Origin of the sequence: Salinibacterium sp. dk2585, from assembly GCF_008001035.1 — a bacterium.
Lineage (GTDB): Bacteria > Actinomycetota > Actinomycetes > Actinomycetales > Microbacteriaceae > Homoserinimonas.
In genome coordinates this window covers 1,295,077-1,321,663 of sequence record NZ_CP042856.1, presented here as the reverse complement: position 1 = coordinate 1,321,663, position 26,587 = coordinate 1,295,077, and the positions used below count along the sequence as shown (strand labels likewise).

28 protein-coding genes are annotated in these 26,587 nt (G+C 67.3%); 16 read left to right on the top strand and 12 right to left on the bottom strand.

All coding sequences use genetic code 11. From position 1 onward, the window contains the following. Nucleotide 1: 1 nt before the first annotated feature. Together sufC and FVA74_RS06225 are read left to right on the top strand one after the other, a co-directional pair. A complete protein-coding gene (gene sufC, locus FVA74_RS06230) occupies nucleotides 2-766 on the top strand; it encodes a Fe-S cluster assembly ATPase SufC (RefSeq protein ID WP_147721215.1) in 765 nt (254 codons plus the stop codon). Between the two features lie 4 nt (nucleotides 767-770). Further along, nucleotides 771-1,100, top strand: a complete 330-nt coding sequence (locus FVA74_RS06225) for a metal-sulfur cluster assembly factor (protein ID WP_147721214.1) — start codon at nucleotides 771-773, stop codon at nucleotides 1,098-1,100. An 8-nt stretch (nucleotides 1,101-1,108) separates the two neighbouring features. Here the strand turns inward: FVA74_RS06225 and FVA74_RS06220 are convergent, their stop codons facing one another. Next, nucleotides 1,109-1,774: a biotin transporter BioY gene (locus FVA74_RS06220; protein WP_147721213.1), complete on the bottom strand. Its 666-nt coding sequence runs from the start codon at nucleotides 1,772-1,774 to the stop codon at nucleotides 1,109-1,111. A gap of 107 nt (nucleotides 1,775-1,881) precedes the next feature. Here FVA74_RS06220 and FVA74_RS06215 point away from each other — a divergent pair, with 107 nt between their 5' ends. Then, on the top strand, nucleotides 1,882-3,480 hold the full coding sequence (locus FVA74_RS06215; protein ID WP_147723097.1) for an ABC-F family ATP-binding cassette domain-containing protein: 1,599 nt from the start codon (nucleotides 1,882-1,884) through the stop codon (nucleotides 3,478-3,480). A gap of 6 nt (nucleotides 3,481-3,486) precedes the next feature. Here FVA74_RS06215 and FVA74_RS06210 read toward each other — a convergent pair whose 3' ends face one another. Genes FVA74_RS06210 through FVA74_RS06200 form a run of 3 tightly spaced genes read right to left on the bottom strand, consistent with a single transcriptional unit; the run spans nucleotide 3,487 to nucleotide 4,831 of the window. Next, on the bottom strand, nucleotides 3,487-4,341 hold the full coding sequence (locus FVA74_RS06210) for an SURF1 family protein (protein ID WP_147721212.1): 855 nt from the start codon (nucleotides 4,339-4,341) through the stop codon (nucleotides 3,487-3,489). Beyond that, entirely contained in the window at nucleotides 4,338-4,556 is a 219-nt protein-coding gene (locus FVA74_RS06205; protein WP_370454504.1) for a hypothetical protein, read from the bottom strand. Before FVA74_RS06205 ends, FVA74_RS06210 begins: the two co-directional genes overlap by 4 nt. Beyond that, nucleotides 4,553-4,831, bottom strand: a complete 279-nt coding sequence (locus FVA74_RS06200; protein WP_147721211.1) for a DUF3099 domain-containing protein — start codon at nucleotides 4,829-4,831, stop codon at nucleotides 4,553-4,555. The genes FVA74_RS06205 and FVA74_RS06200 overlap by 4 nt, the downstream gene beginning before the upstream one ends. A 119-nt stretch (nucleotides 4,832-4,950) precedes the next feature. Here FVA74_RS06200 and fabG point away from each other — a divergent pair, with 119 nt between their 5' ends. After that, nucleotides 4,951-5,658, top strand: a complete 708-nt coding sequence (fabG, locus tag FVA74_RS06195; RefSeq protein ID WP_147721210.1) for a 3-oxoacyl-ACP reductase FabG — start codon at nucleotides 4,951-4,953, stop codon at nucleotides 5,656-5,658. 30 nt (nucleotides 5,659-5,688) lie between these two features. Here the strand turns inward: fabG and serB are convergent, their stop codons facing one another. Next, entirely contained in the window at nucleotides 5,689-6,327 is a 639-nt protein-coding gene (gene serB, locus FVA74_RS06190) for a phosphoserine phosphatase SerB (RefSeq protein ID WP_147721209.1), read from the bottom strand. 39 nt (nucleotides 6,328-6,366) lie between these two features. After that, nucleotides 6,367-7,608, bottom strand: coding sequence for a glucose-1-phosphate adenylyltransferase (glgC, locus tag FVA74_RS06185; RefSeq protein WP_147721208.1), 1,242 nt, complete (start codon nucleotides 7,606-7,608; stop codon nucleotides 6,367-6,369). Between the two features lie 46 nt (nucleotides 7,609-7,654). On the opposite strand from glgC, the gene glgA reads away from it, so the two are divergent. From glgA to FVA74_RS06170, 3 genes are all read left to right on the top strand, one after another. Next, nucleotides 7,655-8,857, top strand: a complete 1,203-nt coding sequence (gene glgA / locus FVA74_RS06180; protein WP_147721207.1) for a glycogen synthase — start codon at nucleotides 7,655-7,657, stop codon at nucleotides 8,855-8,857. A 32-nt stretch (nucleotides 8,858-8,889) separates the two neighbouring features. After that, on the top strand, nucleotides 8,890-9,672 hold the full coding sequence (locus FVA74_RS06175) for an ABC transporter ATP-binding protein (protein WP_147721206.1): 783 nt from the start codon (nucleotides 8,890-8,892) through the stop codon (nucleotides 9,670-9,672). A gap of 88 nt (nucleotides 9,673-9,760) precedes the next feature. Next, the gene (locus FVA74_RS06170; protein ID WP_147721205.1) at nucleotides 9,761-10,012 is read left to right on the top strand and encodes a type B 50S ribosomal protein L31; all 252 of its coding nucleotides are present in this window, start codon (nucleotides 9,761-9,763) and stop codon (nucleotides 10,010-10,012) included. Between the two features lie 113 nt (nucleotides 10,013-10,125). Here FVA74_RS06170 and FVA74_RS06165 read toward each other — a convergent pair whose 3' ends face one another. Further along, nucleotides 10,126-10,815 (bottom strand): exonuclease domain-containing protein, encoded by a 690-nt coding sequence (locus FVA74_RS06165; RefSeq protein ID WP_147721204.1) that lies wholly within the window; start codon nucleotides 10,813-10,815, stop codon nucleotides 10,126-10,128. Between the two features lie 52 nt (nucleotides 10,816-10,867). After that, on the bottom strand, nucleotides 10,868-12,571 hold the full coding sequence (treS, locus tag FVA74_RS06160; protein ID WP_147721203.1) for a maltose alpha-D-glucosyltransferase: 1,704 nt from the start codon (nucleotides 12,569-12,571) through the stop codon (nucleotides 10,868-10,870). Between the two features lie 106 nt (nucleotides 12,572-12,677). On the opposite strand from treS, the gene FVA74_RS06155 reads away from it, so the two are divergent. After that, complete coding sequence (locus tag FVA74_RS06155) at nucleotides 12,678-13,592, top strand: alpha/beta fold hydrolase (RefSeq protein ID WP_147721202.1); 915 nt, start codon at nucleotides 12,678-12,680, stop codon at nucleotides 13,590-13,592. After that, complete coding sequence (locus FVA74_RS06150) at nucleotides 13,589-14,698, top strand: glycosyltransferase family 1 protein (RefSeq protein WP_147721201.1); 1,110 nt, start codon at nucleotides 13,589-13,591, stop codon at nucleotides 14,696-14,698. Before FVA74_RS06155 ends, FVA74_RS06150 begins: the two co-directional genes overlap by 4 nt. Here FVA74_RS06150 and FVA74_RS06145 read toward each other — a convergent pair. Further along, nucleotides 14,652-15,290, bottom strand: coding sequence for a histidine phosphatase family protein (locus tag FVA74_RS06145; RefSeq protein WP_147721200.1), 639 nt, complete (start codon nucleotides 15,288-15,290; stop codon nucleotides 14,652-14,654). The two genes, FVA74_RS06150 and FVA74_RS06145, sit on opposite strands and share 47 nt — an antisense overlap. Beyond that, nucleotides 15,287-16,147, bottom strand: coding sequence for a Sir2 family NAD-dependent protein deacetylase (locus tag FVA74_RS06140; protein WP_147721199.1), 861 nt, complete (start codon nucleotides 16,145-16,147; stop codon nucleotides 15,287-15,289). Before FVA74_RS06140 ends, FVA74_RS06145 begins: the two co-directional genes overlap by 4 nt. 114 nt (nucleotides 16,148-16,261) lie before the next feature. On the opposite strand from FVA74_RS06140, the gene FVA74_RS06135 reads away from it, so the two are divergent. From FVA74_RS06135 to FVA74_RS06125, 3 genes are all read left to right on the top strand, one after another. Next, nucleotides 16,262-17,065, top strand: coding sequence for an RNA methyltransferase (locus tag FVA74_RS06135; RefSeq protein WP_147721198.1), 804 nt, complete (start codon nucleotides 16,262-16,264; stop codon nucleotides 17,063-17,065). 33 nt (nucleotides 17,066-17,098) lie between these two features. Beyond that, nucleotides 17,099-18,328: a D-alanyl-D-alanine carboxypeptidase family protein gene (locus tag FVA74_RS06130; protein WP_147721197.1), complete on the top strand. Its 1,230-nt coding sequence runs from the start codon at nucleotides 17,099-17,101 to the stop codon at nucleotides 18,326-18,328. A 163-nt stretch (nucleotides 18,329-18,491) separates the two neighbouring features. Continuing rightward, nucleotides 18,492-19,595 carry an acyl-CoA desaturase gene (locus tag FVA74_RS06125; RefSeq protein WP_147721196.1) on the top strand — a complete coding sequence of 368 codons (1,104 nt, stop codon included), beginning with the start codon at nucleotides 18,492-18,494 and terminating at the stop codon, nucleotides 19,593-19,595. Between the two features lie 30 nt (nucleotides 19,596-19,625). On the opposite strand, the gene FVA74_RS06120 is transcribed toward FVA74_RS06125, so the two are convergent. Next, nucleotides 19,626-20,387: an SGNH/GDSL hydrolase family protein gene (locus tag FVA74_RS06120; RefSeq protein ID WP_147721195.1), complete on the bottom strand. Its 762-nt coding sequence runs from the start codon at nucleotides 20,385-20,387 to the stop codon at nucleotides 19,626-19,628. A 157-nt stretch (nucleotides 20,388-20,544) separates the two neighbouring features. Between FVA74_RS06120 and FVA74_RS06115 the strand changes: the two genes are divergently transcribed. Further along, a complete protein-coding gene (locus FVA74_RS06115) occupies nucleotides 20,545-20,814 on the top strand; it encodes a GlsB/YeaQ/YmgE family stress response membrane protein (protein WP_147721194.1) in 270 nt (89 codons plus the stop codon). 103 nt (nucleotides 20,815-20,917) lie between these two features. After that, nucleotides 20,918-22,732, top strand: coding sequence for a DEAD/DEAH box helicase (locus FVA74_RS06110; RefSeq protein ID WP_147721193.1), 1,815 nt, complete (start codon nucleotides 20,918-20,920; stop codon nucleotides 22,730-22,732). Nucleotides 22,733-22,763: 31 nt separating this feature from the next. Here the strand turns inward: FVA74_RS06110 and FVA74_RS06105 are convergent, their stop codons facing one another. After that, on the bottom strand, nucleotides 22,764-24,056 hold the full coding sequence (locus FVA74_RS06105) for a glutamyl-tRNA reductase (RefSeq protein ID WP_240792331.1): 1,293 nt from the start codon (nucleotides 24,054-24,056) through the stop codon (nucleotides 22,764-22,766). Nucleotides 24,057-24,074: 18 nt separating this feature from the next. Here FVA74_RS06105 and hemE point away from each other — a divergent pair, with 18 nt between their 5' ends. Both hemE and FVA74_RS06095 read left to right on the top strand, forming a co-directional pair. Next, nucleotides 24,075-25,145: a uroporphyrinogen decarboxylase gene (hemE, locus tag FVA74_RS06100; protein WP_147721192.1), complete on the top strand. Its 1,071-nt coding sequence runs from the start codon at nucleotides 24,075-24,077 to the stop codon at nucleotides 25,143-25,145. Between the two features lie 10 nt (nucleotides 25,146-25,155). Beyond that, the gene (locus FVA74_RS06095; RefSeq protein WP_147721191.1) at nucleotides 25,156-26,568 is read left to right on the top strand and encodes an NAD(P)/FAD-dependent oxidoreductase; all 1,413 of its coding nucleotides are present in this window, start codon (nucleotides 25,156-25,158) and stop codon (nucleotides 26,566-26,568) included. Nucleotides 26,569-26,587 lie beyond the last annotated feature (19 nt).

The window sequence follows — 26,587 nt, the reverse complement described above, 5'->3', positions numbered from 1 at the left end:
AATGTCAGAACTGATCATCCGCGATCTCCACGTCAGCGTCGAGACCGAGCAGGGCGACAAGCAGATCCTGAAGGGCGTCGACCTCACGATCGCCTCGGGGCAGACCCACGCGATCATGGGTCCCAACGGCTCCGGCAAGTCCACGCTCGCCTACACCCTCGCGGGACACCCCAAGTACAAGGTCGAAAACGGCACGATCACCCTTGATGGTGAAGACGTGCTCGAGATGAGCGTCGACGAGCGCGCTCGTGCCGGGCTCTTCCTCGCCATGCAGTACCCCGTTGAGATCCCCGGCGTCACGGTCTCGAACTTCCTCCGCACCGCCAAGACCGCGATCGACGGAGAAGCCCCGGCGATCCGCAACTGGATCAAGGAGGTGCGCGCGTCGATGGACAACCTTCGCATGGACCGCACCTTCGCTGAGCGCAATGTCAACGAGGGCTTCTCGGGTGGCGAGAAGAAGCGCCACGAGATCCTCCAGATGGAACTCCTCAAGCCGCGCTTCGCCGTGCTCGACGAGACAGACTCGGGGCTCGATGTCGACGCACTGAAGGTGGTGTCCGAGGGCGTCAACCGCGCCAAGGAGACCACGGATCTCGGCATCCTGCTCATCACGCACTACACGCGCATCCTGCGCTACATCAAGCCGGACTTCGTGCACGTCTTCGTCGACGGCCGTGTTGCCGAGCAGGGCGGTCCCGAACTGGCCGACCGCCTTGAGAACGAGGGCTACGATCGCTACCTCTCAGGCTCGAACGTAGGCTAGAAACATGGCTGTTGCACTCGAGCCCCAACTGTTCAACCAGGTCGAAGAGGCGCTCAAGGAGGTCATGGACCCCGAGCTCGGCGTGAACATCGTCGACCTTGGGCTTATCTACGACCTCACCTGGGACGAGGAGAACGACGCGCTCATCATCAGCATGACGCTGACCTCTGCGGGATGCCCCCTCACCGACGTGATCGAGGATGAGACGGCCCAGGCGCTCGATGGCGTCGTCGAGCAGTTCCGCATTAACTGGGTGTGGATGCCGCCGTGGGGTCCCGAGAAGATCACGGACGACGGCCGCGAGATGATGCGGGCGCTCGGCTTCGCGATGTGAGGACGATCTCAGACGATCGTTGACTGTTGTGATGACCTCGGCGTGGGGAGACCCTCGTCGAGGCGCCACGCCAGGGGCACCACGATAGCGACAGCCAGCACCTTCACAACGGCCGCCAAGACGAGCGGCAGGAATCCGTCGTTGAGCGCGCTCACCAGGTCATAGCCGCGAACGTTCATGAGTCGCGCGACGCCGAAGGCGTAGACCACGAGCGTGATCATCCAGGAGCACACGAAGTTCGGGATGAACCGGCGATCCCACCCTCGCGCAGCACACAGTCCTGCCAGGATCGCCGCGACGACGAAGCCGACGAGGTACCCGCCGGTGTCTCCCGAGAGGTGTTGCCAGCCGGCGCCGCCATTGTTGAAGACGGGGACGCCGACCCCGCCGAGCACGAGGTAGAGCGTGAGCGCGAGCCCCGCCCTCAGGGCACCCAGGCAGTACCCGACGAGGAGTACCCCGATGATCTGCCCTGTCGACGGCACGGGCCAGAGTGCCACGACGAACTGGGCAGCGAGCGACACGATCGCCATCCCGCAGAGCACGAGCACGAAGTCCATGAGGAGTGACGGTGCGAACACGCGGTCCGCGAGCGTCTCGGGACCGAGGTGCAGGCGTCGACGATTGAGCGAGTTGAACGCCCCTCGCAGGCCCACCGTCCTTGGGTCGAGCATCCTCACCCTCTCGTGCTGGAGCCCCCACACATGTGAACGCAAATATACTAGGGGTTTCCCCCTTTTCCCTCTGCTCCTTGACCGGAGCCCCTGAATGGATGCTGCCTGTGCTGAGCGTGCAAGACCTCGAGATCCGCGTCGGAGCTCGCACGCTCATGGAGGGCGTCACATTCCGCGTCGACAGGGGAGACAAGATCGGGCTGGTCGGCCGTAACGGCGCGGGCAAGACGACCCTGACCAAGACACTCGCCGGCGAGACCCTCCCTACGAGCGGGCGCATCGATCGCTCCGGCGAGGTCGGTTACCTTCCCCAGGACCCGCGCTCCGGCAACCCGGACGACCTCGCCCGCACACGCATCCTCGACGCCCGCGGACTCGGGCAGCTGGTGCTCGGGATGCAGGAGACAAGCGCGCAGATGGGCTCGGATGACCCCGAGGTGGCCGAAGCAGCGATGAAGAGGTACTCGCGCCTCACCGACCGCTTCGATGCCCTCGGCGGCTACGCGGCGGAAGCGGAGGCCGCGTCGATCGCCAGCAACCTCAACCTTCCCGATCGCATCCTCGACCAGCCGCTCAGAACGCTCTCGGGTGGCCAGCGGCGCCGCATCGAACTGGCACGCATCCTGTTCTCCGATGCCGAGACCATGATCCTCGACGAGCCGACCAACCACCTCGATGCCGACTCCGTCGTGTGGCTTCGCGAGTTCCTCAAGGGCTACTCCGGCGGCTTCATCGTCATCAGCCACGACATCGAGCTCGTGGGGGAGACCGTCAACAAGGTCTTCTACCTCGATGCGAACCGCCAGGTCATCGACGTCTACAACATGGGCTGGAAACACTACCTGCGCCAGCGCGAGGCCGATGAGGAACGCCGCAAGAAGGAGCGCGCCAACGTCGAGAAGAAGGCGACCGTGCTGCAGCAGCAGGCGGCGCGCTTCGGGGCGAAGGCGAGCAAGGCGGCCGCGGCACACCAGATGGTGCGTCGCGCGGAGAAGATGCTCTCTGGTCTGGAAGAGGTGCGCTCGGTCGACCGCGTGGCCAAGCTCCGCTTTCCCGAGCCGGCCCCCTGCGGCCGCACTCCGCTCACCGCCAAGAACCTCAGCAAGAGCTACGGCTCACTCGAGATCTTCACGGCGGTCGACCTCGCGATCGATCGCGGATCGAAGGTCGTCGTGCTCGGGCTCAACGGTGCAGGCAAGACCACGCTGCTCCGGATGCTCGCTGGCGTCGACAAGCCCGATACGGGCCAGGTCGAACCGGGCCACGGCCTCCGCATCGGGTACTACGCCCAGGAACACGAGACGCTCGACGTCAAGCGATCCGTGCTCGAGAACATGGTCTCCGCCTCTCCCAACCTGACCGAGACGGAGGCGCGGAGGGTGCTCGGATCGTTCCTCTTCACAGGTGATGACTCGCACAAGCCCGCCGGGGTGCTCTCGGGCGGCGAGAAGACCCGCCTCGCGCTCGCGATGATCGTCGTCTCTGGCGCCAACGTACTCCTGCTCGACGAGCCCACGAACAACCTCGATCCGGCGAGCCGGATCGAGATCCTGGATGCCCTGGCCAACTACGCGGGGGCGGTCGTGCTCGTGAGCCACGATGAGGGCGCGGTCGAGGCGCTAAACCCGGAGCGCGTGCTCATCCTTCCCGACGGCGTTGAGGACCACTGGAGCCCCGACTACGCGGACCTCATCACGCTCGCCTGAGCCGGTCTAGCGACGCCCAGCGCCGTCGAGGAGGGCATCCTCGATCTCGTCGTCGCTCGGCGATCGGCGCGACCTGCGGGCTTCGCGGCGCTCGGCGTCGCGCTGCACCCGCTCATCCTCCGAGTTGACGACGCGGTACTCCTGGCGCAGTGCCCACCAGAGTCCGATGAACGCGAGCAGCGCGAAGACGTACCACTGCAGCGCGTAGGAGAGGTGAGGACCCTCATCGGGTTCCGGCTTGGGCGGAGTCACGAGGCTCTCGCTCGGCGCGGGCTCCTGCGACTCCACCGCGCCGAAGGCGCCCGTGTAGGTGGGCAGGCCCAGGCGCTCCGCGACCTCCGGCAGGTGGATCGTCGCGATCTGGTTCGTGCCGATGGGGGAGCTTCGTCCCGGCAGCGTCGGCTCGCCCTCCTTCAGGCGCGCAACAACCGTCACCGGACCGTCGGGCGCCTCGGCAATCGAGTCGGGAGCGTCCTGGAGGTTGCCGGTCGGAACCCATCCGCGGTTCACGACGAAAACGGTTCCGTCGTCGAGCAGCAGGGGGGTCAGCACCTCGAAGCCAGGCGAGCCTCGATAGGGACGGTTGCGCACGAGCACCTCCTCATCCTTGAGGTAGGTGCCGCTGAGCGTCACCGGCGTCCATTTCTGGCTCTCGTCGTAGGCGCCGAGCGCGTCCAGCACGGAGGTCACGGGCACGGGTTCGCGCTCATAGTTCGCCTCGACGAGCGCAATCGCATGCTGTGCTTCAGCACGCCGGTCGAACTGCCAGTTGCCGAAACCGCAGCTGACGATCGCGAAGACGATGACGAGCGCCGTGTATCCCGCCCAGCGCCACGAGAGCACGAAGCGCCAGCCGCTCATCGGCTTTCCTCAAAGGGAACGGCCTCAACGGGGAAGTCCCGCGTCGCGAGGTAGTCGCGGAGGTATTCGACGTGCTCCGCGCACGCAAGCCACACCTTCGTGCGGGACTCGTCATGGATACGCGGGTTTCGCCAGTTGACCGACCAGCCAGCATCGGCACGGCAGCCGGCACGCGAGCACTGCGGGGCCTCTGGGGCCTGGTCCAGCAAGATCACTGCTCTCCTTCACCGCGATAGAGCTCGACACTGCGGGGGTCTGGAGCCTCGACCCCGCCGCGAACTCCCGTCGAGACATTCGCCACGACGACGGCAATGTAGGGAAGCACGATCGCGCCGATCGCGGGGATCGCCATCCACCAACCGGGCACGACGAAGCACGCAAAAAGGCACACGACGCGAATGCTCATCGCGATCGTGTAGCGCAGCATCCGCCTCCTGCGGTCGTCATCTGGCGACAGCGGAAGGGATGTGATCGATTGGGGCTTTGCCATGAGGGTCTCGCTCTAGCCTACGACTAAGATCGTATGAGTTTGCCGGGTACCGGACCATGCCCGGCACGGATGCGTCGGCACATCTCCGACAGCGGCAAATCAAGGTGATGAGGGCAAGGATGACCAAGAGAACTGTGCTCGTGACGGGCGGCAACCGAGGCATCGGCTATGCGATCGCCGAAGAGTTCCTGGCACAGGGCCACAGGGTCGCCGTCACCGCACGCTCGGGCGAGGGCCCCGAGGGTTCCCTGACGGTGCGAGCGGATGTTACTGACCCGGAGTCGATCGATGCCGCCTTCACCCAGATCGAGGCCGAACTCGGCCCCGTCGAGGTCGTCATCGCGAACGCCGGCATCACTCGCGACACCCTCCTGATGCGGATGAGCGACGAGGACTTCACGTCGGTCGTCGACACGAACCTCACGGGGGCGTTCCGCGTCGTGAAGCGCGCCTCGAAGGGCATGCTCAAGGCCCGCTACGGCAGGATCGTGCTCGTCTCGAGTGTCGTCGGCCTCTACGGCGGCCCGGGGCAGGCCAACTACGCCGCATCGAAGGCGGGCCTCGTGGGCCTTGCACGCTCCATCACGCGCGAGCTCGGCGCCAGGGGCATCACGGCCAACGTCGTCGCCCCCGGCTTCATCGAGACCGACATGACAGCGGAACTCCCGGCCGACACGCAGGCGCAGTACAAGGCGAGCATCCCGGCCGCCCGCTTCGCGTCTCCCCAGGAGGTCGCGCGCGTCATCGCCTGGGTCGCCGGCGACGACGCTGCCTACATCAGTGGGGCAGTGATTCCTGTCGACGGCGGCCTCGGGATGGGGCACTAGCTCACAGACCTCGGCCCGCAGGTCCACGCCTCACCCGGCGTCGAGCCCAAGGGCCCCGAGCACGAGCGAAAGGTCCCGCTCGTCGAGCACGAGGTCTGCGGCCTGGCGCACGGGTGCCTTGGCATCGAAGGCGATCGAGAGTCCGGCGCGTTCCATCATCCGGAGGTCGTTGGCGCCGTCCCCGACCGCGACGGTGCAGCGCATGGGCACTCCGGCATCCAGAGCCCACTCCGCGATGGCATCCGCCTTGGCCTCCGCATGGATGACCCCGCCAAGCACGCGACCCGTGAGCACGCCATCGCGCGTCTCGAGTCGGTTGGCACGGCAGTAGTCGAGGCGGAGCTCCGCGGCGAAGGGGTCCACGATCTCGTGGAAGCCACCTGAGACCACCCCGATCCTCCCCCCGACTGCGTGGAGGCCTGCCACGAGCTCAGGCACACCCTTGGTGACCTCGACACGGGCGCGGACGGTCTCGAAGGCTGAGACGGGGAGGCCCTCGAGTGTGGCCACCCGCAGGCGCAGGCTCTCCGCGAAGTCGATCTCGCCGTTCATCGCCCGCGCGGTGACATCGGCGACGAGTTCCAGGCTGCCCGCCTCCTCAGCGAGCAGCTCGATCACCTCGTTCTCGATGAGGGTCGAGTCGACGTCGAGCACAACGAGAAAGGGCATGGGCGCATCCAAACGACGGGCGGCGCACCAGCGCCGGAATCAGGTGACGACGTGGACTCCCTTGCCGACGACCGTGATGCCCGAATCTGTGACGGTATAGCCGCGCGAGCGGTCAGCAGCGGCATCCACCCCCACTGTCGCACCCGGGTCGACAACGACTTCCTTGTCCAGAATAGCCCGCTGCACGACCGCTCCCTGCCCGATGCGCACGTGGTCGAAGACGATCGAGTCGACGACGCGGGCACCGGACTCGATCGTCGCCCAGGGTCCCAGCACGCTGCGCTCGACGTGCGCGCCCGACAGGAGCGAGCCGAGCGACACGATCGAGTCGATCGTCGTGCCGAGGTTTCCTGAAGCGTCGCGCACGAACTTCGCCGGGGGAGCGTTGAACTGCTGGTTGAAAATCGGCCAGGTGCGGTTGTAGAGGTTGAATACCGGCAACGCCGAAATGAGGTCCCGGTGTGCGTCGTAGTAGGAGTCGATCGTTCCCACGTCGCGCCAGTAGTAGCGGTCGCGATCCGTGGCCCCCGGCACCTCGTTGCGGATGAGGTCGTACACAGCCGCGTCGCCTCGCGAGACGAAATCCGGCACGATGTCCCCACCCATGTCGTGGTTCGACGATGGCGTCTCGCCATCGCGCAGCACGGCATCCATCAGCACGTCGGCGTCGAAGACGTAGTTGCCCATCGACGCGAGCACTTCGTTCGGGGAGTCGGGCAGGCCGACTGGCTCCTGCGGCTTTTCATGGAAGGCGTGGATGCGGGTGGGGTCGTCCTTCTCCACTTCGATCACACCGAACTGGTTCGCGAGGGAGATCGGCTGGCGGATCGCGGCGACCGTCACACCGGCCCCGGACTCGATGTGGGCGTCGATCATCTGGCTGAAGTCCATGCGGTACACGTGGTCGGCACCGACCACGACGACGATGTCGGGCTTCTCATCGCGCAGGAGGTTGAGGCTCTGCAGGATCGCGTCAGCGGAGCCAGCGAACCACCGCTTGCCGAGCCGCTGCTGCGCCGGCACGGATGCCACATAGGAGTTGGTCAACCCCGAGAGCCGCCAGGTCTGGGAGACGTGGCGGTCGAGGCTGTGCGACTTGTACTGCGTCAGCACGACGATCTGCCGCAGGCCCGAGTTGATCAGGTTGGAGAGGGCGAAATCGATGAGGCGATAGTTGCCCGCGAAGGGGACCGCTGGCTTCGCCCGGTCTGCCGTGAGGGGCATGAGGCGCTTGCCCTCGCCGCCGGCGAGCACGATTCCGAAGATCTTCTGGGAGGCCATTGCTCCACAGTATGCGCGAACATGCGTCTGTACTACCGTTCAATCTGTGAGAGTCGACGTCGTCACCCGCGAGTACCCGCCCGAGGTTTACGGGGGTGCCGGAGTCCATGTGGCCGAGCTGGTCAAGGAGCTCAGGCGCACGCTTGACGTGCAGGTGCGCTGCTTTGGCGCCGAACGCGCTGAACCGGGAGTGACGGCGTACAGCACGCCGGATGCCCTTCAGACTGCAAACGCAGCGATCACGACCCTCGGCACCGACCTCGAGATCGCCCAGGATGTCGCGGGCGCCGATATCGTGCACTCCCACACCTGGTACGCGAATGGCGCGGGGCACGTCGCGAGCCTCCTCCACGGCATCCCTCACGTCGTCACCGCTCACAGCCTCGAGCCGCTGCGCCCGTGGAAGGCCGAGCAGCTCGGCGGCGGCTACCGGGTGTCAAGTTGGATCGAGGAGCAGGCATTCTCCGGCGCGGCTGCCGTCATCGCCGTGAGCGAGGGCATGCGCCGAGACATCCTGCGTTCCTACCCGCACCTCGACGGAGACAGGGTGCACGTCGTCTACAACGGCATCGACCTCGAAGCCTGGCAGCCCACGGAGGACCCAGAGACCCTGCGCTCGCTCGGCATCGACCCCACACGACCCTCGGTGGTTTTCGTCGGGCGCATCACACGGCAGAAGGGGCTCACCTACCTGCTGAAGGCGGCCGCGCAGCTGCCGCGCGACGTGCAGCTCGTGCTGTGCGCTGGCGCGCCCGACACGCCCGCGCTCATGGCCGAGGTGCGGGAGGCCGTGCAGAAGCTGCAGGATGCGAGGGGCGGGGTGGTCTGGATTGACCGCGTGCTCCCGCGCAATGAGCTCTCCGCCGTGCTCACTGCCGCAACGACCTTCGTCTGCCCTTCCGTCTACGAGCCGCTCGGCATCGTGAACCTCGAAGCGATGGCGTGTGGTGCGGCCGTCGTGGGGACCGCGACGGGAGGAATCCCGGAGGTCGTCGACGACGGTGTCACGGGGCGACTCGTGCCCATTGAGCAGGTCGACGACGGCTCGGGCACTCCGCTCGATCCCGAGCATTTCGTGCACGACCTCGCGCAGGTTCTGCTCGAGGTCGTCTCCGACCCGGCGGAGGCTGCTCGGATGGGCGCGGCAGGACGACGCCGCGCCGAGCAGGAGTTCGGCTGGGACCGAATCGCGCGCCGCACGGAGGAGATCTACCGCAGCCTGCTCACCGCGCCCGCTGTGTCACCCTAAAAGACGCAGTCACTGAGGGTAGGGTTTAGTTCATGGCCAGCGTTCTCAAGCTCTCTGATGTGTCCGTAGTCCGAGACGGGAACCGCATTCTCGATTCGATCGACTGGACCGTCGACAGTGAGGAACGCTGGGTCATCCTCGGCCCGAACGGAGCAGGCAAGACGACGCTCCTCCAGCTCGCCTCGGCGCTCATCCACCCGACGTCGGGCGAGGCTGAACTGCTCGACGCGCGCCTCGGAAGCGTCGACGTCTTTGAACTTCGCCCGCGCATCGGTTTCGCATCCACCGCCATGGCGCGTCGCCTGCCGCGCAACGAGCGGGTGATCGACGTCGTCATGACGGCGGCATACTCCGTCACTGGTCGATGGACAGAGTCCTACGAGGAACTTGACACGCGCCGAGCCGAACGCGTGCTCGCAGAATGGAAGCTCGGCCACCTGGCCGAGCGCCGCTTCGGTGACCTGAGCGACGGCGAGCAGAAGCGAGTGCAGATCGCGCGCTCGGTCATGACCGATCCCGAGATCCTGCTCCTCGATGAGCCGGCGGCAAGCCTCGACCTCGGTTCGCGCGAGGAACTCCTCCAGTTGCTGAGCGGCTACGCCTCCTCGCAGGATGCTCCCGCCATCGTCATGGTCACGCACCACGTCGAGGAGATCCCCGTCGGGTTCAGCCACGCGATGCTCATGGCAGAGGGTCGAATCCGGGCGGCCGGACCAATCGGCGAGGTGCTGACCTCCGAGTTGCTGAGCGACACATTCGGGCTCGGGCTCGAGATCCGCAACGACGAGGGCCGGTACACCGCGCGCGCCGCCTAAGTTCTGGTATCGTAGATGGTTGGCCGTTGCGCCACGAGTTTCTGTCTTTTCTCACCTGTCCCATGACATCCCACTCAAGGAAGTACCAATGAAGTCTGGCATCCACCCCGAGTACGCACCCGTCGTCTTCCGTGACCTCGCGTCGGGCGCCACATTCCTGACCCGGTCCACCGTCGGCAGCGACAAGACCATCGAGTGGGAAGACGGCAGCACCTACCCCGTCATCGACGTCGAGATCTCGTCGGAGTCGCACCCCTTCTACACCGGCAAGCAGCGCATCATGGACTCCGCTGGCCGCGTCGAGAAGTTCAAGAACCGCTACAAGGGCTTCGGTTCCTGATCAGTCTTCTCGGGTGACCACACCCGAATCAGCGGGCGGATGGCTTCGGCCAGCCGCCCGCTTCTTCTTTGCCCCGGAACGTCTGCCCGGGAGCGAGGCGGGCCGCTCGACTGCTAGCGCAGTGGCCACTCCGTCGACGTCACGAACGACGGGTCCTTGGTGCGCCGCATGTAGTCCTGAAAGCTTTCGGCCTGCTGCTCATACCAGCCGACCTGCGCGTGGTGGAGGCCAGCGGCATCCGTCGGCAGGTCACTGGCGAAGCGCCGCACGATCGCCTGGGCGACACGGCCAGCAGCAATCGCATCGGCGCCAGCGTCGTGGGCATCGGTGAGCGGCACCCCGTAGTGCTGTGCCGACACCTCCAAGGTGCGCTTGCCACGCCGGTAGCGATCCACCGCCTTGTCGATCACCAGTGGGTCGATCACGGGGAAGGGCTCGGCAAGCGGCTCGAGACCGTGACGCACCGCCTCCCGCTGCAGCAATGACAGGTCATAGGGCGCGTTGAAGACCGTGACGGGCACGCCGCGCTCGAAGAGGTGGCGGAGGCTCTCGAGGATCTCCGAGACGACTTCGCGCGCTGGGCGCCCCAGGGTGCGGGCGCGCTCCGTCGTGATGCCATGCACGGCCGCGGCCTGCGCCGGGATTTCGACGCCAGGATTTGCCAGCCACAGGTGCTGCTCGACGCTTGCGCCCAAGCCGTCGATGAGGCCGACATGCGCCGAGACGATGCGGCTCGTCTCGATGTCGATCCCCGTCGTCTCCAGGTCGAAGACCCCCAGCACATCAACCCATGAAGTAGTCACGCCCTCACTCTATGGGCGACCTCCGACACCGCCTGGGCAGCTCAGCGGGGTGTCAGTGGGAACCGATGTGCAGCCAGAAGAAGCTCTGCGTGCCGAGCGTCAGCGTCAGCGATCCCGAATCATCGAAGGCGGGGAACTCACTGCCACCGAAGAGATCGACGAGCGACGCGCCAGCGAGATCGTCTGCCTTGATCGTGACCGAGATCGGGTTGTGCGCGAAGCTGAAGACGCACAGCACGTCTTCCGCAGGGTCACCGAACTGCGTGCCCGCTCCCTCATAGGAACGCACGAAGGCGAGCACCGACTCGTGGCTCGTCTCCAGCACCCGAATGCTGCCGAGGCCGAACACGGGATGTGCCTTGCGCACGTGGATGACGTTGCGCACCCAGTGGAGCAAGGAGCGCGACTGGGCGAGCTGTGACTCGACGTTTGTCTGGGTGTAGTGGTACACGAGCGACTGCACGACGGGCAGGTAGAGCTTTCCCGGGTCGGCAGAGGAGAAGCCGGCGTTGCGGTCGGGGGTCCACTGCATGGGAGTGCGAGAGGCATCGCGGTCATCGAGCCAGATGTTGTCGCCCATGCCGATCTCATCGCCGTAGTAGATGAAGGGGCTGCCCGGCAGCGAGAAGAGGAGTGCGTGCGCGAGCTCGAGCTCGTCGCGCGAGTTATCGAGCAGGGGGGCGAGACGCCGACGAATACCGACGTTGACGCGCATCCGCGGGTCGTAGGCGTACCAGCCGTACATCGCCTGGCGATACTCCTCCGAGACCATCTCGAGAGTCAACTCGTCGTGGTTGCGCAGGAAGACCCCCCAGCCGGCACCCTCGGGGATGTCGGTCGTCTCACTGAGCACCTGCACGAGTTCCTTGGCGTTCTGCGAGCGGAGCGAGTAGAAGATGCGCGGCATGACGGGGAAGTCGAACGCCATGTGGCACTCAGGCTCCTCCTCCGTGCCGAGGAACGCGGCGACCTCGCGCGGCCACTGGTTGGCCTCGGCGATCATGATGCGGCCCGGGTAGTCGCGGTCGACCATGGCTCTCAGCTTCTTGAGGAACTCGTGGGTCTTGGGCTCGCCCTCACCATTGCCCTCATCCGACTCGTAGAGGTAGGGGATCGCGTCGAGGCGGAACCCGTCGACGCCCAGGTCGAGCCAGAACCGCACGACGTCAAAGACGGCGTCGTGCACGGCAGGGTTGTCGTAGTTCAGGTCGGGCTGGTGCGAGAAGAAGCGGTGAAAGTAGAACTGGCGGCGCTCGGAGTCGAAGGCCCAGTTCGATTCCTCGTAGTCGGTGAAGATGATGCGGACGTTGGGGTACTTCTCGTCGCTGTCGCTCCAGACATAGAAGTCGCCGTAGGGACCCTCCGGGTCTGTGCGTGACTGCTGGAACCAGTCGTGCTGGTCGGAGGTGTGGTTGAGCGGAAGGTCGATGATGACCCGCATGTTGCGCTCGTGCGCCTTCGTTACGAGGTCGCGGAACTCATCGAGCGTGCCGAACTCGGGCAGGATCGACTTGTAGTCGGCGACGTCGTAGCCACCGTCGCGCAGGGGCGAGGTGAAGAACGGCGGGATCCAGAGGGCGTCGACCCCGAGCCACTGCAGATAGTCGAGTCGCGAGATAAGACCCGCCAGGTCGCCATTGCCGTCGCCGTTGCTGTCGACGAATGACCGCACCATCACCTGGTAGAAGACGGACCTGCGATGCCACAGGGGGTCAAGGGTGAGACCGGGCAACTGGATGGGTGCGGTGAAGCTCACGAGTCTCCTCTGGGCTGGTGACGGATCATCGTCTCGAGTCTAAGTCGACCTCGAGCATCCCGGGTGTGAAACGGCTGACGCCCAGCCGAACCGTAGACTGGGGGTGATGAACGCCCAGTCGCCGCATGCGGCATCGCCCTACGCGCAGCAGCTCGCCCGCATCCCCGTCACCGAGCATTCGGTGCCACTGCTGGGCAGCGAGACCCGATACTGGACATACGGCGAAGCGGATGCCACGACCACCGTCGTGCTGGTGCACGGCTATCGCGGCGAGCACCACGGGCTCGAGCCGATCGTGGCCCACCTCCCCGGCATGCGTTTCATCGCACCCGACCTCCCCGGCTTCGGCGAATCCGGCGCGATGACGGAGGCCGCACACGACATCGACGGATACGCGACCTGGCTCATTGCCTTCATGGAGGCCCTCGGCCTGGCGGGGGACGCGGCCGTGCTTGGCCACTCCTTCGGCTCGATCGTGGCGTCGGCCGCGATAGCGCGCGGCCTCGCGGCACCCGCCGTCGTGCTCGTGAACCCCATCGCTGTGCCAGGGCTCGAGGGCCCGCGGCCCGTCGCCACAGCGCTCACCGTCGGGTTCTACCGCTCCGCCCGGCTGCTACCTGAGCGCGCCGCCCGCGCCTTCCTCAGCTCACCCGTCATCGTTCGGGGCATGAGCGTCGCCCTGGCGAAGACGAAGGACAAAGGGCTCCGCCGGTGGATCCACGGGCAGCACGACACCTACTTCAGCCGCTTTGCGTCAAAGCAGACGATCCTGGAGGGCTTCGACGCATCCGTCACCCGCTCGGTCGGCGAGTTCGCCGCCACGATCAAGGCGCCGACCCTGCTCGTGGCGGCAGAGCGCGACGACATCACGCCGCTCTCCGCGATCCGCGCGCTCAAGGGGGCAATCGCCGGTTCTGAGCTCATCGTGATCCCAGAGGTCGGGCACCTCATCCACTACGAGACGCCCGCGGTCGCGGCATCCGCCATCGAGTCGTTCCTGGCCCGCCACCCCACGTCGTGAAGATCGTCTTCGACTGCCGGTACACGCGGCTCGAGCGTCACGATGGGATCAGCCGCTATACGGCGGAACTCGTCAGCGAACTCGCTCGGCTCACGCCCGTCACGATGCTCATCAGCGACGAGCGACAACTCGCCATGCTGCCCGAGCTGCCATGGATCAAGGGAACTGACCCCACCAGCCTTCGCGAGCCGTGGGTCTCGCTCATCGTCAACCGCGCCCAGCCCGACGTCGTCTTCACGCCCATGCAGATGATGGGTTCCTTCGGCCGTCGCTATCGCTTCATCCTCACGCTGCACGACCTGATCTACTACCGCAGCCCGACACCACCCCGCGAGTTCTCCTGGGCTGTTCGGGCTGGCTGGCGCGTGTACCACTGGACCTACCTGCCCGTGCGCATGCTCTTGAGGAGAGCGGATGCCATCGTGACGGGCTCCTACACGACGAGCCGGGAGATCCGGGCGGCCGGCATCACCAATCGGCCGCTCACGGTCGTGCGCAGTGCCGTACGGCAGGAGCCGGTGGCACCGCGGCGCGCACCGCAGCGCCGCGAACTCGTCTACATGGGTTCCTTCATGCCCTACAAGAACGTCGAGGCGATCGCCAGGGCGCTCCACCACCTCCCGGGCTACACGGCGCTCCTCCTCAGCAGGGCGAGCGAAAACGACCGGCGGCGACTCGAAGCGCTTGCCCCGGCTGGCGCCCTCGTGTTCAAGGGCGGTGTGAGCGACGAGGAGTACCGGGAGCTGCTCCAGGGCGCGACTGCCCTCGTCTCGGCGTCACGTGACGAGGGCTTCGGCATCCCGCTCGTCGAGGCGATGGCGCAGGGCACGCCGATCGTCGTGAGCGACATCCGCGTCTTCCACGAGATCGGCGGAGGCGCGGCAGGCTACTTCAAGCCGGATGACCCTGCCGAGCTCGCGGCAAGGGTGCGCGAGTTGGAGGAGCCCGGGGAGTGGGAGCGCCGATCGGCGCTCGCGACCCTGCAGGCGCAGGAGTTCACCTGGGAACGCTCGGCCCGCACGCTCTATGAACTCGCGCAGGAGCTCATGAAGCATCCGCTCACTCGCGGTCGGATTCGCGAGCCTCGACGGGATTCTGCTCAGTGATGTCTTCATCGCCCTCGCCTGGCACGACGAGTTCCTCGTTAAAGCCGACGAGCGCGAGCGCGCCCTCCGCGTAGTCGAGCGAGTGCACTGAGCCGTTGGGGATGGCCTCCGTGTGGTGGTCGCCCTCCCCGGGCTCCAGGCGCATGAGGAGTGAGCGGATGAGGCCGCCATGCGTCACCACGAGCACACGGCCACCCGGGTGTTCCTCCGCGATGTCCACGAGCGCGGGGATGGCACGTGCGACGGCGTGCGAGCGCCGCTCACGGCCGGGTACCTCGATCGAGCCGGGGAAACGTGCCGCGACCTCCTGCGCCGTCAGGCCCTCGGCGTCTCCGTAGTTGCGTTCCATGAGCGCGTCGCGTGCCTCGGGTGCTGCGAGCCCCAGCGCGTCCGCCATGATGCGAGCCGTCTCGAAGGCGCGCGAGAGGGGGCTCGCGTAGATGGCGTCCCAGCGCTGGCTCGCGAGTGCCGCGGCCGTGCGTCGAGCCTGCCCCCGTCCCGTCTCGTTGAGCGGGATGTCGGTGCGGCCCTGCACGCGTCGCGCGCGGTTCCAGTCGGTCTCGCCGTGGCGAACCAGCACGAGCCGCGTCACGGCAGCAGCCGTTCCACGAGGCCCTCGAGCGTGGGGCTGGCCCCGGCATCGATCTTGAGCGCCGCGCGGCCGTCGCCCTTGGTCGTCCCCCGATTGACGATGATGACGGGCGCGCGCCTGCGCAGGGCCACCTCGAGCAGACGGATGCCAGAGTTCACGACGAGCGAGGAGCCAGCCACAAGGAAGACGTCGGCGCTGTGCACGAGGGCGCGCGCCTCGGCGAATCGTTCGGTCGGCACGAACTCGCCGAAGAAGACGACATCTGGCTTGAGCATGCCGCCGCAGACCGTGCAGGAGGGGATCGTAAAGTCGCCCAAGCTGCCGGGCGCCACGTCACCATCCGGGCCCAACTCGACCGCGCCGGGTTCCTCGAGCCATGGGTTCGCAGCGACGATCGTCTCGGCGACGGCCGACCGGGCGAAGTACTGCCCGCATTCCAGGCACTTGACCCGCGCCATGGACCCGTGCAGGTCTACGACCTTGGCGGAGCCCGCCTCAACGTGGAGGCCATCGACGTTCTGCGTCACGACCCCATTGGAGACGCCGCCTGCCTCAAGGGCGGCAAGGGCGAGGTGTCCCGCGTTGGGCTGCGCGCGCGAGAACGCCCGCCATCCGAGGTGGCTGCCGGCCCAGTAGCGCTTGCGGTACTGCTCACTCTCAAGGAACTGGGAGAACGTCATGGGTGATCGCGCGGGCGCACCCTCGCCTCGGTAGTCAGGGATTCCCGAGTCGGTGCTGAGCCCGGCACCCGTGAGCACGGCGAGCGTCCTGCCGCGAATGAGTCCGGCGGCGGCATCGAGCGACTCGGGGGAGGGGGACGTCGCGTGGCGGCGCGTCGCGGGAGTGTCTTCTGGCATCGGTTCCTCGTCGCGGGCGGAGTGGAAACGCCCTCTCACACCTTAAGCGTTCGCGGCATCCGATATGTTTCCTCGGGGCACCGAATCGGGTCCCCGGAGCTGGAAGAGTCACACATGCGCACGATCAGGGTCGAGGATCTCTCCGCGCCCGGGCTGGACGACTATGCGCGGCTCACCGACGTCGTCCTGCGCAGGCTGCAGGAACCGGCTGGTGGCCTCTACATCGCCGAGTCCTCCAAGGTCATCGGCCGCGCGATCGATGCAGGCCACCGCCCCCGGTCGTTCCTCGTACTCGAGAAGTGGCTAGCCGACGTAGCCGATTACGCCGAACGGTTCGACGTGCCGGTCTACGTCGGTGACGACGCCGTCCTCACGGCGCTCACCGGCTTCAGCCTGCACAGGGGCGCGCTCGCCTCGATGCACCGGCCCCCGCTGGCATCCGTCGCCGACATCATTTCGGATGCCCGGCGTGTCGTGATCCTCGAGGATCTCGCCGACCACACGAATGTCGGCGCGATCTTCCGCGCGGCGGCAGGGCTCGGTGCGGATGCCGTGCTCATCACCCCGCGCTGCGCAGACCCCTTCTACCGCCGTAGCGTGCGCGTCAGCATGGGGAGCGTGTTGCAAGTTCCCTGGACGAGACTCCCCGAGTGGCCAGAAGCCCGGGAGATACTCTCCGCCGCCGGGTTCCACATCGCAGCCCTCGCGCTCGAGGACCGCGCAGTGACGCTCGACGAGTTCGCCGCAGATGCTCCCGAGCGGATCGCCCTCGTGCTCGGCACGGAGGGTGACGGGCTCAGCCGCGCTGCGATCGCCGCGGCCGACACGGTCGTAACGATCCCCATGTCTCGGGGCATCGATTCCCTCAACGTGGCCGCCGCGAGTGCCGTCGCCATGTGGGAGCTGCGCGTGCGCTGAGGCCCCGGCCCCGCAAGCTATTAGGATTGCGCGGTGTCAGCATCGCGAGCCCAGGTCTATCGACGTCGCCGTCTCGTCGTCTTCGGAGGCGCAGCCGTCTTCCTCGCCGCGGCGACCTACCTGCCCATGACGCTCTTCGCGCCGCTCGACCCGACGCCTGCGATCCTCGTCGACGCTCCAGCACCGGCGGCGGCTGCCGCGGAACTCGCGTGGCCGAACAGCACGGCGGTCGGCATCGGTGCAGTCGGATTCGAAGGCGTACTCGCGGCAACGGGCAGCACCGAAGCGCTCCCGATGGCGAGCATCACGAAAGTCATCACTGCGCTCACGGTGCTGGAGAGGCATCCGATCACGCTCGAGGACCACGGGCCCACCATCACGTTCACCTCGAAAGACCTCGCTCACTTCGGCACCTTCCAGGCGCGGGGGGCCACCGTCAAGCCGGTGCAGGCCGGTATGCAGCTCACGCAGTACGAGGCAATGCAGGCCATGCTCCTGCCGTCGGCCGCGAACTACACCCTTTCGCTCGTCGAATGGGCCTTCGGCGACGAGGCGACGTTCGTCTCCGCGGCACAGGAGTGGATCGCGAGCCATGGGCTCGACAACACGACACTCGTCGAGCCGACGGGGCTCTCGCCGGCGAATCGAAGCACGGTCAGCGATCTCATCCAGCTCGGCAAGATCGCGCTCGAGAACCCGGTCATTGCCGAGATCGTCGCGACGCCGCAGGTGTACTTCGACGGAGCGGGCGTGCTCGAGAACTCCAACAAGATCCTCGGCACCTACGGTGTCGATGGCATCAAGACGGGCACCCTGCCGGAGGCCGGTGCCTGCCTGCTCTTCTCCGCCGACCTCGAGATCGAATCCTCCTCGGTCACTCTCGTGGGTGTCGCCCTCGGGGGTGAACTCCACGCGGTCCAGTACCCCCAGATCCAGTCGCTCATCCAGACGGTCGAGGCCGGGTTCCAGGAGATCGCGCTCACGGAGGAGGGGCAGTCCTTCGGCAGCTATTCGACCGTCTGGGGCGACACCGCACGGGTCGTCGCGCGCGAGTCGAAGAAGGCGCTGGTCTGGGCCGATACGCCGATCTCCGTCGCGGTGCACACGGAGCCGGTGGTCACGGCAGCTGCGGGAACACAGGTAGGAACGGCGAGCTATACCGTCGGCCAGGACGTCGTGAACGTGCCGCTCGTGCTCGGCGACGACATCGTGGATCCCGGCGCAGCATGGCGGATGGGCAACCCCAGCCTCGTGTTCGGCTGAGACATATTCCCTCGCGGGAATAGACAAGGCTGGGAATATGCCATATTCGGCGCGCCCTCGTTGATGGAGGTCACCTGACCGCGTAGGGTCAGTAAGTATCCGTTGAACGCACGCGCTTCATCTATAACCCCGGCTGGGAAGTCGCAAGAACCAGAGGAGATGGATGTCCGCCTCAGCACAACCCCAACCGACTGTCACCTTCACGCGCACACGGCCGGGTGGCGATCGCAAAAGCCCGACGAGCGAGTACTCGGCACTGCTCAACACGGTGAGGGATGCGGGGCTCCTCCGGAGGGCGCGCGGCTTCTATATCGCGATGTTCTCGGGCATCACCCTCGCACTCGGCGGCGTCATCACGGGGTTCATCCTGCTGGGCGACAGCTGGTTCCAGCTGCTCATGGCAGCGGCACTCGGCGTGATCCTCACGCAGTACGCATTCCTTGCGCACGAGGCCTCGCATCGCCAGATCTTCACCTCGGGCAAGCTCAATGACGCAGTGGGGCGCACGCTCGCCAACCTCTTCGTGGGCATCAGCTACCAGTGGTGGATGACGAAGCACTCCCGCCACCACGCCAACCCCAACATGGTGGGCAAGGACCCCGACATCGAGCCCGACTTCGTCGTATTCCGCGAAGAGGATGCTGCCAAGACCAAGGGTCTCTACGCCTGGCTCCTGAAGCGCCAGGGCTACCTCTTCTTCCCCGCCCTCATGCTCGAGGGTCTCAACCTGCACATGCACGGCTTCCGCACGGCCTTCGGCAAGGGCAAGGTGCAGGAACGCTGGATCGAGATCACGATGCTCACAACGCGCATGGGCGCGTACCTCGCCGTGGTCTTCCTCACCCTGCCCCTCGGCATGGCATTCGCCTTCATCGGCGTGCAGATGGCCGTCTTCGGTGTCTACATGGGTGCGTCTTTCGCGCCCAACCACAAGGGGATGCCGATCCTGCCGCACGACAGCAAGGTTGACTTCCTGCGTCGCCAGGTGCTCACGTCGCGCAATATCCGTGGTGGCTGGCTCATGGACACCTTCATGGGCGGACTCAACTACCAGATCGAACACCACCTATTCCCCAACATGCCGCGGCCGCATCTCAAGAAGGCGAACGAGATCGCCAAGGAGTACTGCGAGACTCACAAGATCCCCTTCACCGAGGTGGGGCTGCTGACCTCGTACGGAATCGTCGTGCAGTACCTCAACCGTGTCGGGCTCTCAGCCGGCGGTGACCCCTTCGACTGCCCGGCGGCCGCACAGTTCGGCCGCTAGGAGCTCTCCCAGCATCACGGAACGGCCCGGCTAGAAGCCGGGCCGTTTCGGCGTGATGGAGTCGCCCGAAGAGCGTCCACGGATGCGCCGGACGACCCACGGCACGAGGTGCTCGCGGGCCCACACGATGTCGTCGGCCCGCGCCTGCCGCCAAGGCCGCTCAGGCAAGGGCTCCGGCGCGTAGGGCTCGAGGTCGTGCTCCACATTCAGGGCATCGAGCATGGCACGGGCGATTGTGTGGTGCCCGACGGGGGAGAAGTGCAGGCGGTCGGGTGCCCACATCCGCGGGTCCTGTAGCTCGCGCATCGACCACATGTCGACGACGATCGCGTCATGACGGTGGGCGATGCCCCGAAGGTTCTCGTTGTAGATGGCGACCTTGCCGCGCAGTCGACGCATGACCGGGGTCATGCCGATATCTGGTCCGTTGAAGAGCACGACGGTCGCCCCGTCGGAACGAAGTCGGGTGATGGCACCCTCGAGCCGATGGGCGACCTCATCGGGATCCGTGTTCGGGCGGATGATGTCGTTGCCGCCGGCCGAGATCGAAACGAGGTCCGGCTTCAGGGCGAGGGCGGGCTCCACCTGCTCATCGATGATCTGTTGCAGCAGTCGCCCGCGGATCGCGAGATTGGCATAGGAGAACGGCTGGTGGTCGATGCTGAGCACCTCGGCCACGCGGTCGGCCCAGCCGCGGTGACCACCGGGACTCTGCGGTTCCGGATCGCCGATGCCTTCTGTGAACGAGTCCCCGAGCGCGACGTAGCGCGACCACGGATGCTGGGATGCCATGCCCCAATGCTGACGCACGACCGGGGGTGGCAGCAAACGCCCCTTTACTACCGATCGCCAGAAAATTGCAGGGTGTCCCTCATGCGGGGGTCGAGCCATCATTGACTCGTGCTCCGCTGTGGAGCATGAACACCGACATTCTGGAGTGTGAAAGACCATGGGAATCATCGCGTGGATTGTTCTTGGCCTCATCGCCGGCGCGATCGCGAAGGCCATCCTTCCCGGTCGGCAGGGCGGTGGCTGGATCGCAACCCTTGTCATCGGCGTCATTGGCGCCCTGCTCGGCGGTTGGATCGGCAGCGCAATTTTCGGCGTCGGACTCGAGGAGTTCTGGTCGATCCAGACGTGGCTTGTCGCCATCCTGGGCGCCCTCCTCGTGCTCGTGATCTGGGGCTTCGTCACGCGCGGCAGCAACCGCCGCGCCTGACGCTCAGCGTCTGAGAAGGGGCACCGTTCCTCGCTTGGCGAGGTCGGTGCCCCTTGTTCGTTTCGGGGGTCCGTGTCGGTGGGGGCGGGTACCATTGTCTCCAGTGAACACCTCCGCGAACTTCGGTCGGCCAGTCGGCACATTCGCGGCCGAGCACCTTTCCCCCGCCTTCCCCGAGCGGGCGGCGAGGGGCACCGCAAACAAGCTGCGAGCGTGGCAGCAGGAAGCGCTCGACCTCTACCTCGAACGCCAACCCCGCGACTTCCTCGCCGCCGCGACACCGGGCGCAGGCAAGACGACGTTCGCGCTCCGAATCGCGACGGAACTCCTTGCTAGCGGCGTCATCAACCGTGTGACGGTCGTGGCCCCCACCGAGCACCTCAAGACCCAGTGGGCGGAGGCCGCCCACCGCGTGGGCATCCGGCTTGACCCCTCGTTCCGCAATGCCGACGGCACGCACGGGCGACACTTCCATGGCGTCGCCGTGACCTACGCGCAGGTCGCCACGCGAGCATCGCTCCATCGCCACATGACCGAGCAGGGCCGGTCGCTTGTGATCCTCGACGAGGTGCACCACGGCGGCGATGCGCTCAGCTGGGGTGATGCGATCCGCGAGGCATTCGAGCCGGCAGTGCGACGTCTCTCCCTCACGGGTACGCCGTTCCGCTCCGACACGGCGCCGATCCCGTTCGTGACCTACCATCCCGACGAGAACGGCATCCGAACCTCCCAGTCCGACTACACCTACGGCTACGGCCGCGCTCTCGCAGACGGCGTCGTGCGTCCCGTCATCTTCCTCTCCTATGCGGGCAGGATGCGCTGGCGCACGCGCACGGGCGACGAGATGGAAGCGCACCTGGGGCAGGGCGACACGAAGGATGTCACGGCGCAGGCCTGGCGCACGGCGCTCGACCCCGAGGGGGACTGGATTCCCTCCGTGTTGAAGGCCGCGAACCGGCGACTCACTGAAGTGCGCAACGGCGTGCCGGATGCCGGCGGCCTCGTGATCGCGACGGACCACTTCGCGGCCCGAGCCTACGCGGACATCCTCAAGCAGATCACGGGCGAGGAACCGACCGTCGTGCTCTCAGACGAGAAGGCCGCGAGCGATCGGATCGCCGAGTTCTCGGCGGGAACGTCACGGTGGATGGTCGCCGTGCGCATGGTGTCGGAGGGGGTCGACGTTCCGCGCCTGGGTGTCGGCGTCTACGCGACATCCGCCTCCACGCCCCTCTTCTTCGCGCAGGCCATCGGTCGCTTCGTGCGCACACGGAGGCGAGGTGAGACGGCATCCATCTTCCTGCCGAACGTTCCCGCGCTCATGGCGCTCGCGCAGACGATGGAGCTCGAACGCGACCACGCCCTCGACAGAGAAGTCAACGAGGACGGTCTCGAGGAGATCGTGCTCGACGATGACGCCCTCGACGCCGCGAACCGCACCGAGTCGGCGTCGGCCGACGCCGACCTCTTCGACTTCAAGGCGCTCGGCTCAGAAGCGCAGTTCGACCGCGTGCTCTACGACGGGGGAGAGTTCGGGTTCCAGGCGGAGGTTGGCAGCCTGGAGGAACTCGACTTCCTCGGCCTGCCTGGGCTGCTTGAGCCCGAGCAGGTGCGTGAGCTGCTGCAGGCCCGCCAGGCACGGCAGTCGCGTCGTTCGGAAGGGCGTCAGCGCATCGCCGAGGCCTTCGAGAGTGAGGTGCAGGAGGATCAGCCGCTCCACCGCACCCTGAAGGAGCAGCGCAAGCTCCTCAACAGCCTCGTGGGCATGCGGGCCAAGCGCACGGGTGAACAGCACGCCCACATCCACGCCGAACTCCGTCGGATGGCCGGAGGGCCGGCGGTTCCGCAGGCGAGCGTCGCCCAGTTGCAGGCGAGGATCGACCTGCTGCGTCGGGGAGCCATGCGCTACAACTCCTGAGGCGGCGGCCGCACCGCCGAGGCATTGGGCCTCAGGCGGGGAGCTGCTCCTCGCGGTCTTCGTCCCGGCTCGCGAGATTGACGTTGTCGACCGGCCCGATCAGGGTCTCCACCGCGGCGAACACTGACTCGACGTCACCCTCGCGGGCTGCCTGCCGGGCTCGTTCGGAGGGCGTATGCAGCAGCACGCCCAGCAGGTGGCGCATGTCGGCCTCGGACTCCTCCGTCCAGGTGCCGCGGCGCTTCGCGCGCTCGATCTCGGCGTCGAGGATCTCGAATGCGCGACCGCGCATCGCGGTGATGGCGGGGCCGGCACGACGTTCGGCCTCCCTCGCGTGAAACTCGGCAGCGGCGTCGAGCACGAGTTCGTGCGCATCGCTTGTAGCAGTCAGCTCCTCGAGGGGAGCGTGGAGGCGGATGGTCTCGAGGTCGAGCAACTCGATGCCCGTGATGTGGGCGACCGCGGGGTCGACGTTGCGCGGCAGACCGAGATCGACCACGAGGCGACGTTCGCCCTCGTGCACCACCTCGGGCGTGACGACCGGCTCGGGGCGGCTCGTGCAGGTGATGACGACACCCGCGGCATCGAGGGCGGCCGGCAGGTCTTCCGTCGCGACGAGTCCCAGTCGAGCGGCGAACTTCGCGGCCCTGCCGGAGGGTGAGAACACCGTGATCTGCTGGACCCCGCGGTCGCGGAGCGCGGCGACCGTGGTGGCGGCATACGCGCCAGTGCCGATCAGGAGCACGTGGGTCTGCGACCAGTCGGAGATGCGGCTGGAGGCGAGTTGGAGGGCCAGGCGCACGACGGAGCGCCCTGCGTGGCCGATGGCGGTGCGGGTCTTCACGCCGCGAGACGCCGTCGAGGCCTTCTGGAAGAGGCGTTCGAGACTGGAGGTGGCGGTGCCGAGCGTGCGCGCGGCATCGAGCGATCGGCGCACCTGGCCGGCGATCTCGTCTTCGCCGACGACAACGGACTTGAGGCCGGACGACACCGCGAAGAGGTGGTGCACGACCTCGTCACCGTCGATCGCCTCGACAGAGGACTCGAGTTGCCGGCAGTCGATGCCGCTCGACTCGGCCAGCGCGCCGAGGATCTTCTCGGCCGCTTCGGCCCGATCGTGCACCCGCGTCTCGTCGACATCGAGGTACGCCTCGAATCGGTTGCACGTGGCGAGCACGACGGCACCTTGCACGAATTCGTTGTCCCGCACGAAGCGCGGGCCGATATCGGCGCCGCCCGCAGACAGGCGTTCGAGTACGTCGAAACTCGCACTGCTGTGGTTGGCGGAGAGGCAGACGAGCACCCATCCATGGTACTCGCCCATCGATGACAGACTTGACGTGTGAGCCTTCCTGACCAGCATCCCCTCGTGACCGGCCGCACGGCCGGCTCCGCCCTTATCCGCAGCTACCGGGGCGAGCGCGTGTCGCCCCTTCCCGTCTGGTTCATGCGGCAGGCGGGCCGCTCGCTTCCCGAGTACCGCGAGCTGCGTGAGGGCACCGCGATGCTTGACTCGTGCCTGACCCCGTCCATGGCAAGCGAGATCACACTGCAGCCGGTGCGGCGCCACGGCGTGGACGCCGCGATCTTCTTCAGCGACATCGTGATCCCCCTGCGACTGGCGGGTGTCGGGGTTGAGATCGTCGCGGGCCGAGGCCCGGTCCTCGACAACCCGGTGAGGTCGGCGGCGGATGTCGCAGCGCTTCCCGAACTCGACCCGGATTCCCTTGCCCCCATCACCGAGGCGGTCGGCATGACCGTCGAGGAGCTCGGCGACACGCCGCTCATTGGCTTCGCGGGCGCGCCGTTCACGCTCGCCTCGTACCTCGTCGAGGGCGGGCCGTCGCGCGAGCAATTGCGCACACGGGCCCTCATGCACTCCGAGCCCGAGGTGTGGGCCCGGCTCCTTGACTGGACCGCCGACGTCACGGGCGCCTTCCTGCGCGCCCAGCTGATGGCGGGCGCGAGCGCCGCGCAGCTCTTTGACTCCTGGGCGGGCTCCCTCTCGCTGACCGACTACGAACTGCGGGTCGCGCCCCATTCCCGGCGCGCCTTCTCGCACATCGATGACCTGCCGGTCTCCAAGGTGCACTTCGGCGTCGGCACGGGCGAGTTGCTCGCCGCGATGCGCGATGTCGGCGCGGACGTCGTCGGGGTCGACCACCGCATCCCTCTCGACGAGGCGAACCGTCGCCTCGGGGGTTCCGTCCCCTTGCAGGGCAACATCGACCCTGCGCTGCTTGCCGCGCCGTGGCCCGTGCTCGAGAGCCACGTGCGCGACGTGATCACCCGCGGCGGTGAGGCTCCCGCCCACGTCGTGAACCTCGGACACGGCGTGCCGCCGGAGACCGACCCGACGGTGCTGACGCGCATCGTCGAGCTCGTGCACTCGATCGGTGCGGCGGGGGAGTGACCGTCAGACGATGACCGGTCCTGCCGAGAGCGAGGTGCCCGGCGAGGGCCGGGACGACGCGCCGCTTGGGGCGCCGACCGCTGAGCCCGAGTCGCCCGCCCACGTCGCCGACTGCATCGTCGTCGGGGCCGGCGTCGCCGGCCTTGTGGCCGCCCGCGAGTTGGTGCTCGCCGGCCTCTCGGTTGTCGTGCTCGAGGCGAGCGACCGTGCGGGCGGCAAGGTGCGCTCCCAGGTGGTCGACGGGCTCACGCTCGACGCGGGTGCCGAGAGTTTCGCCACCCGTCGGCACACAGTCGCCGATCTCCTGGAGCGCCTCAGCCTCGGCGATGACATCGAGCTCCCTGATGCCGCGGGGGCTTGGCTGCAGGCGAACGACTCCAATGCAATGCCTCTGCCCAAGGCCGGGCTGCTCGGCATCCCGTCGGTGCCGCTCGCGGCGGACGTGATACGCGTCATCGGCCTCCGTGCGGCCCTTCGAGCTCAGCTCGACTCGCTCATGCCGGGGGTGATCGGTTCCCGCGAGTCAACCCTGGGGGCTCTCGTTCGTCGGCGCATGGGCGTTCGCGTCGTGGAGCGTTTGGTGGCGCCGGTCACCATGGGGGTGCACTCGCGGCATCCGGACTCCCTCGCGGTGGACGCCGTGGCGCCTGGGCTCCGCGCCGGTCTCAAGCGCGAGGCGTCGCTCGCCTCGACCGTGCGGGCGCTGCGGGCGGCGGCACCCGCTGGCTCCGCTGTGGCGGGCATCCGCGGGGGAGTGTCGCGGCTCGTCACGGCACTCGTGTCTGCGCTCGAGCGCTTCGGCGTCGAGGTGAAGTATGGCGCTGCCGTCGAGGCCGCGGATGCCTCGGGCGTGACGCTCACTGACGGCACCCGGCTCACGGCCCGCGCCGTCGTGGTCGCCGCTCCCGACCGGGGGCTGACCGAGCGTGAGGGCATTTGGCCGGACGCGGAGGAGTCCCGAATCGCGCTCGCGACCCTCGTCGTGCGATCGCAGGAGCTCGACCGCGCACCCCGCGGCACGGGCGTGCTCGTCGCCGAGGGCTGCTCGACGATCACAGCGAAGGCGCTGACGCATTCCAGCGCGAAGTGGGCCTGGTTGGGGAAGAAGGCGGGGGAGCACCGGCACGTGCTGAGGCTCTCCTACGACGCCCGCCGGGTGGAGAGGCACGACGAGACCGCCTTCCTGGAGCTGGCCATCGGCGACGCGTCGAGGCTGCTCGGCACGCGGCTCTCCCGCGGCGAGGTGCTCGGCTTCGCCCGCACGGACTGGGTCGCGGGCACGCCGGATCGCAGGCCGGCGGATGACGGCATCACGCGGCTCGGCGAGACGGTCGCGGGCACGGGCCTCGCGGCGGTGGTCGGCCACGCGCAGACGGAGGCACGCGCGCTTGCCGCCCGCCTCACGGAGGAAGCCGCAACCTGAGCACCGGCGTGCGGCAGGA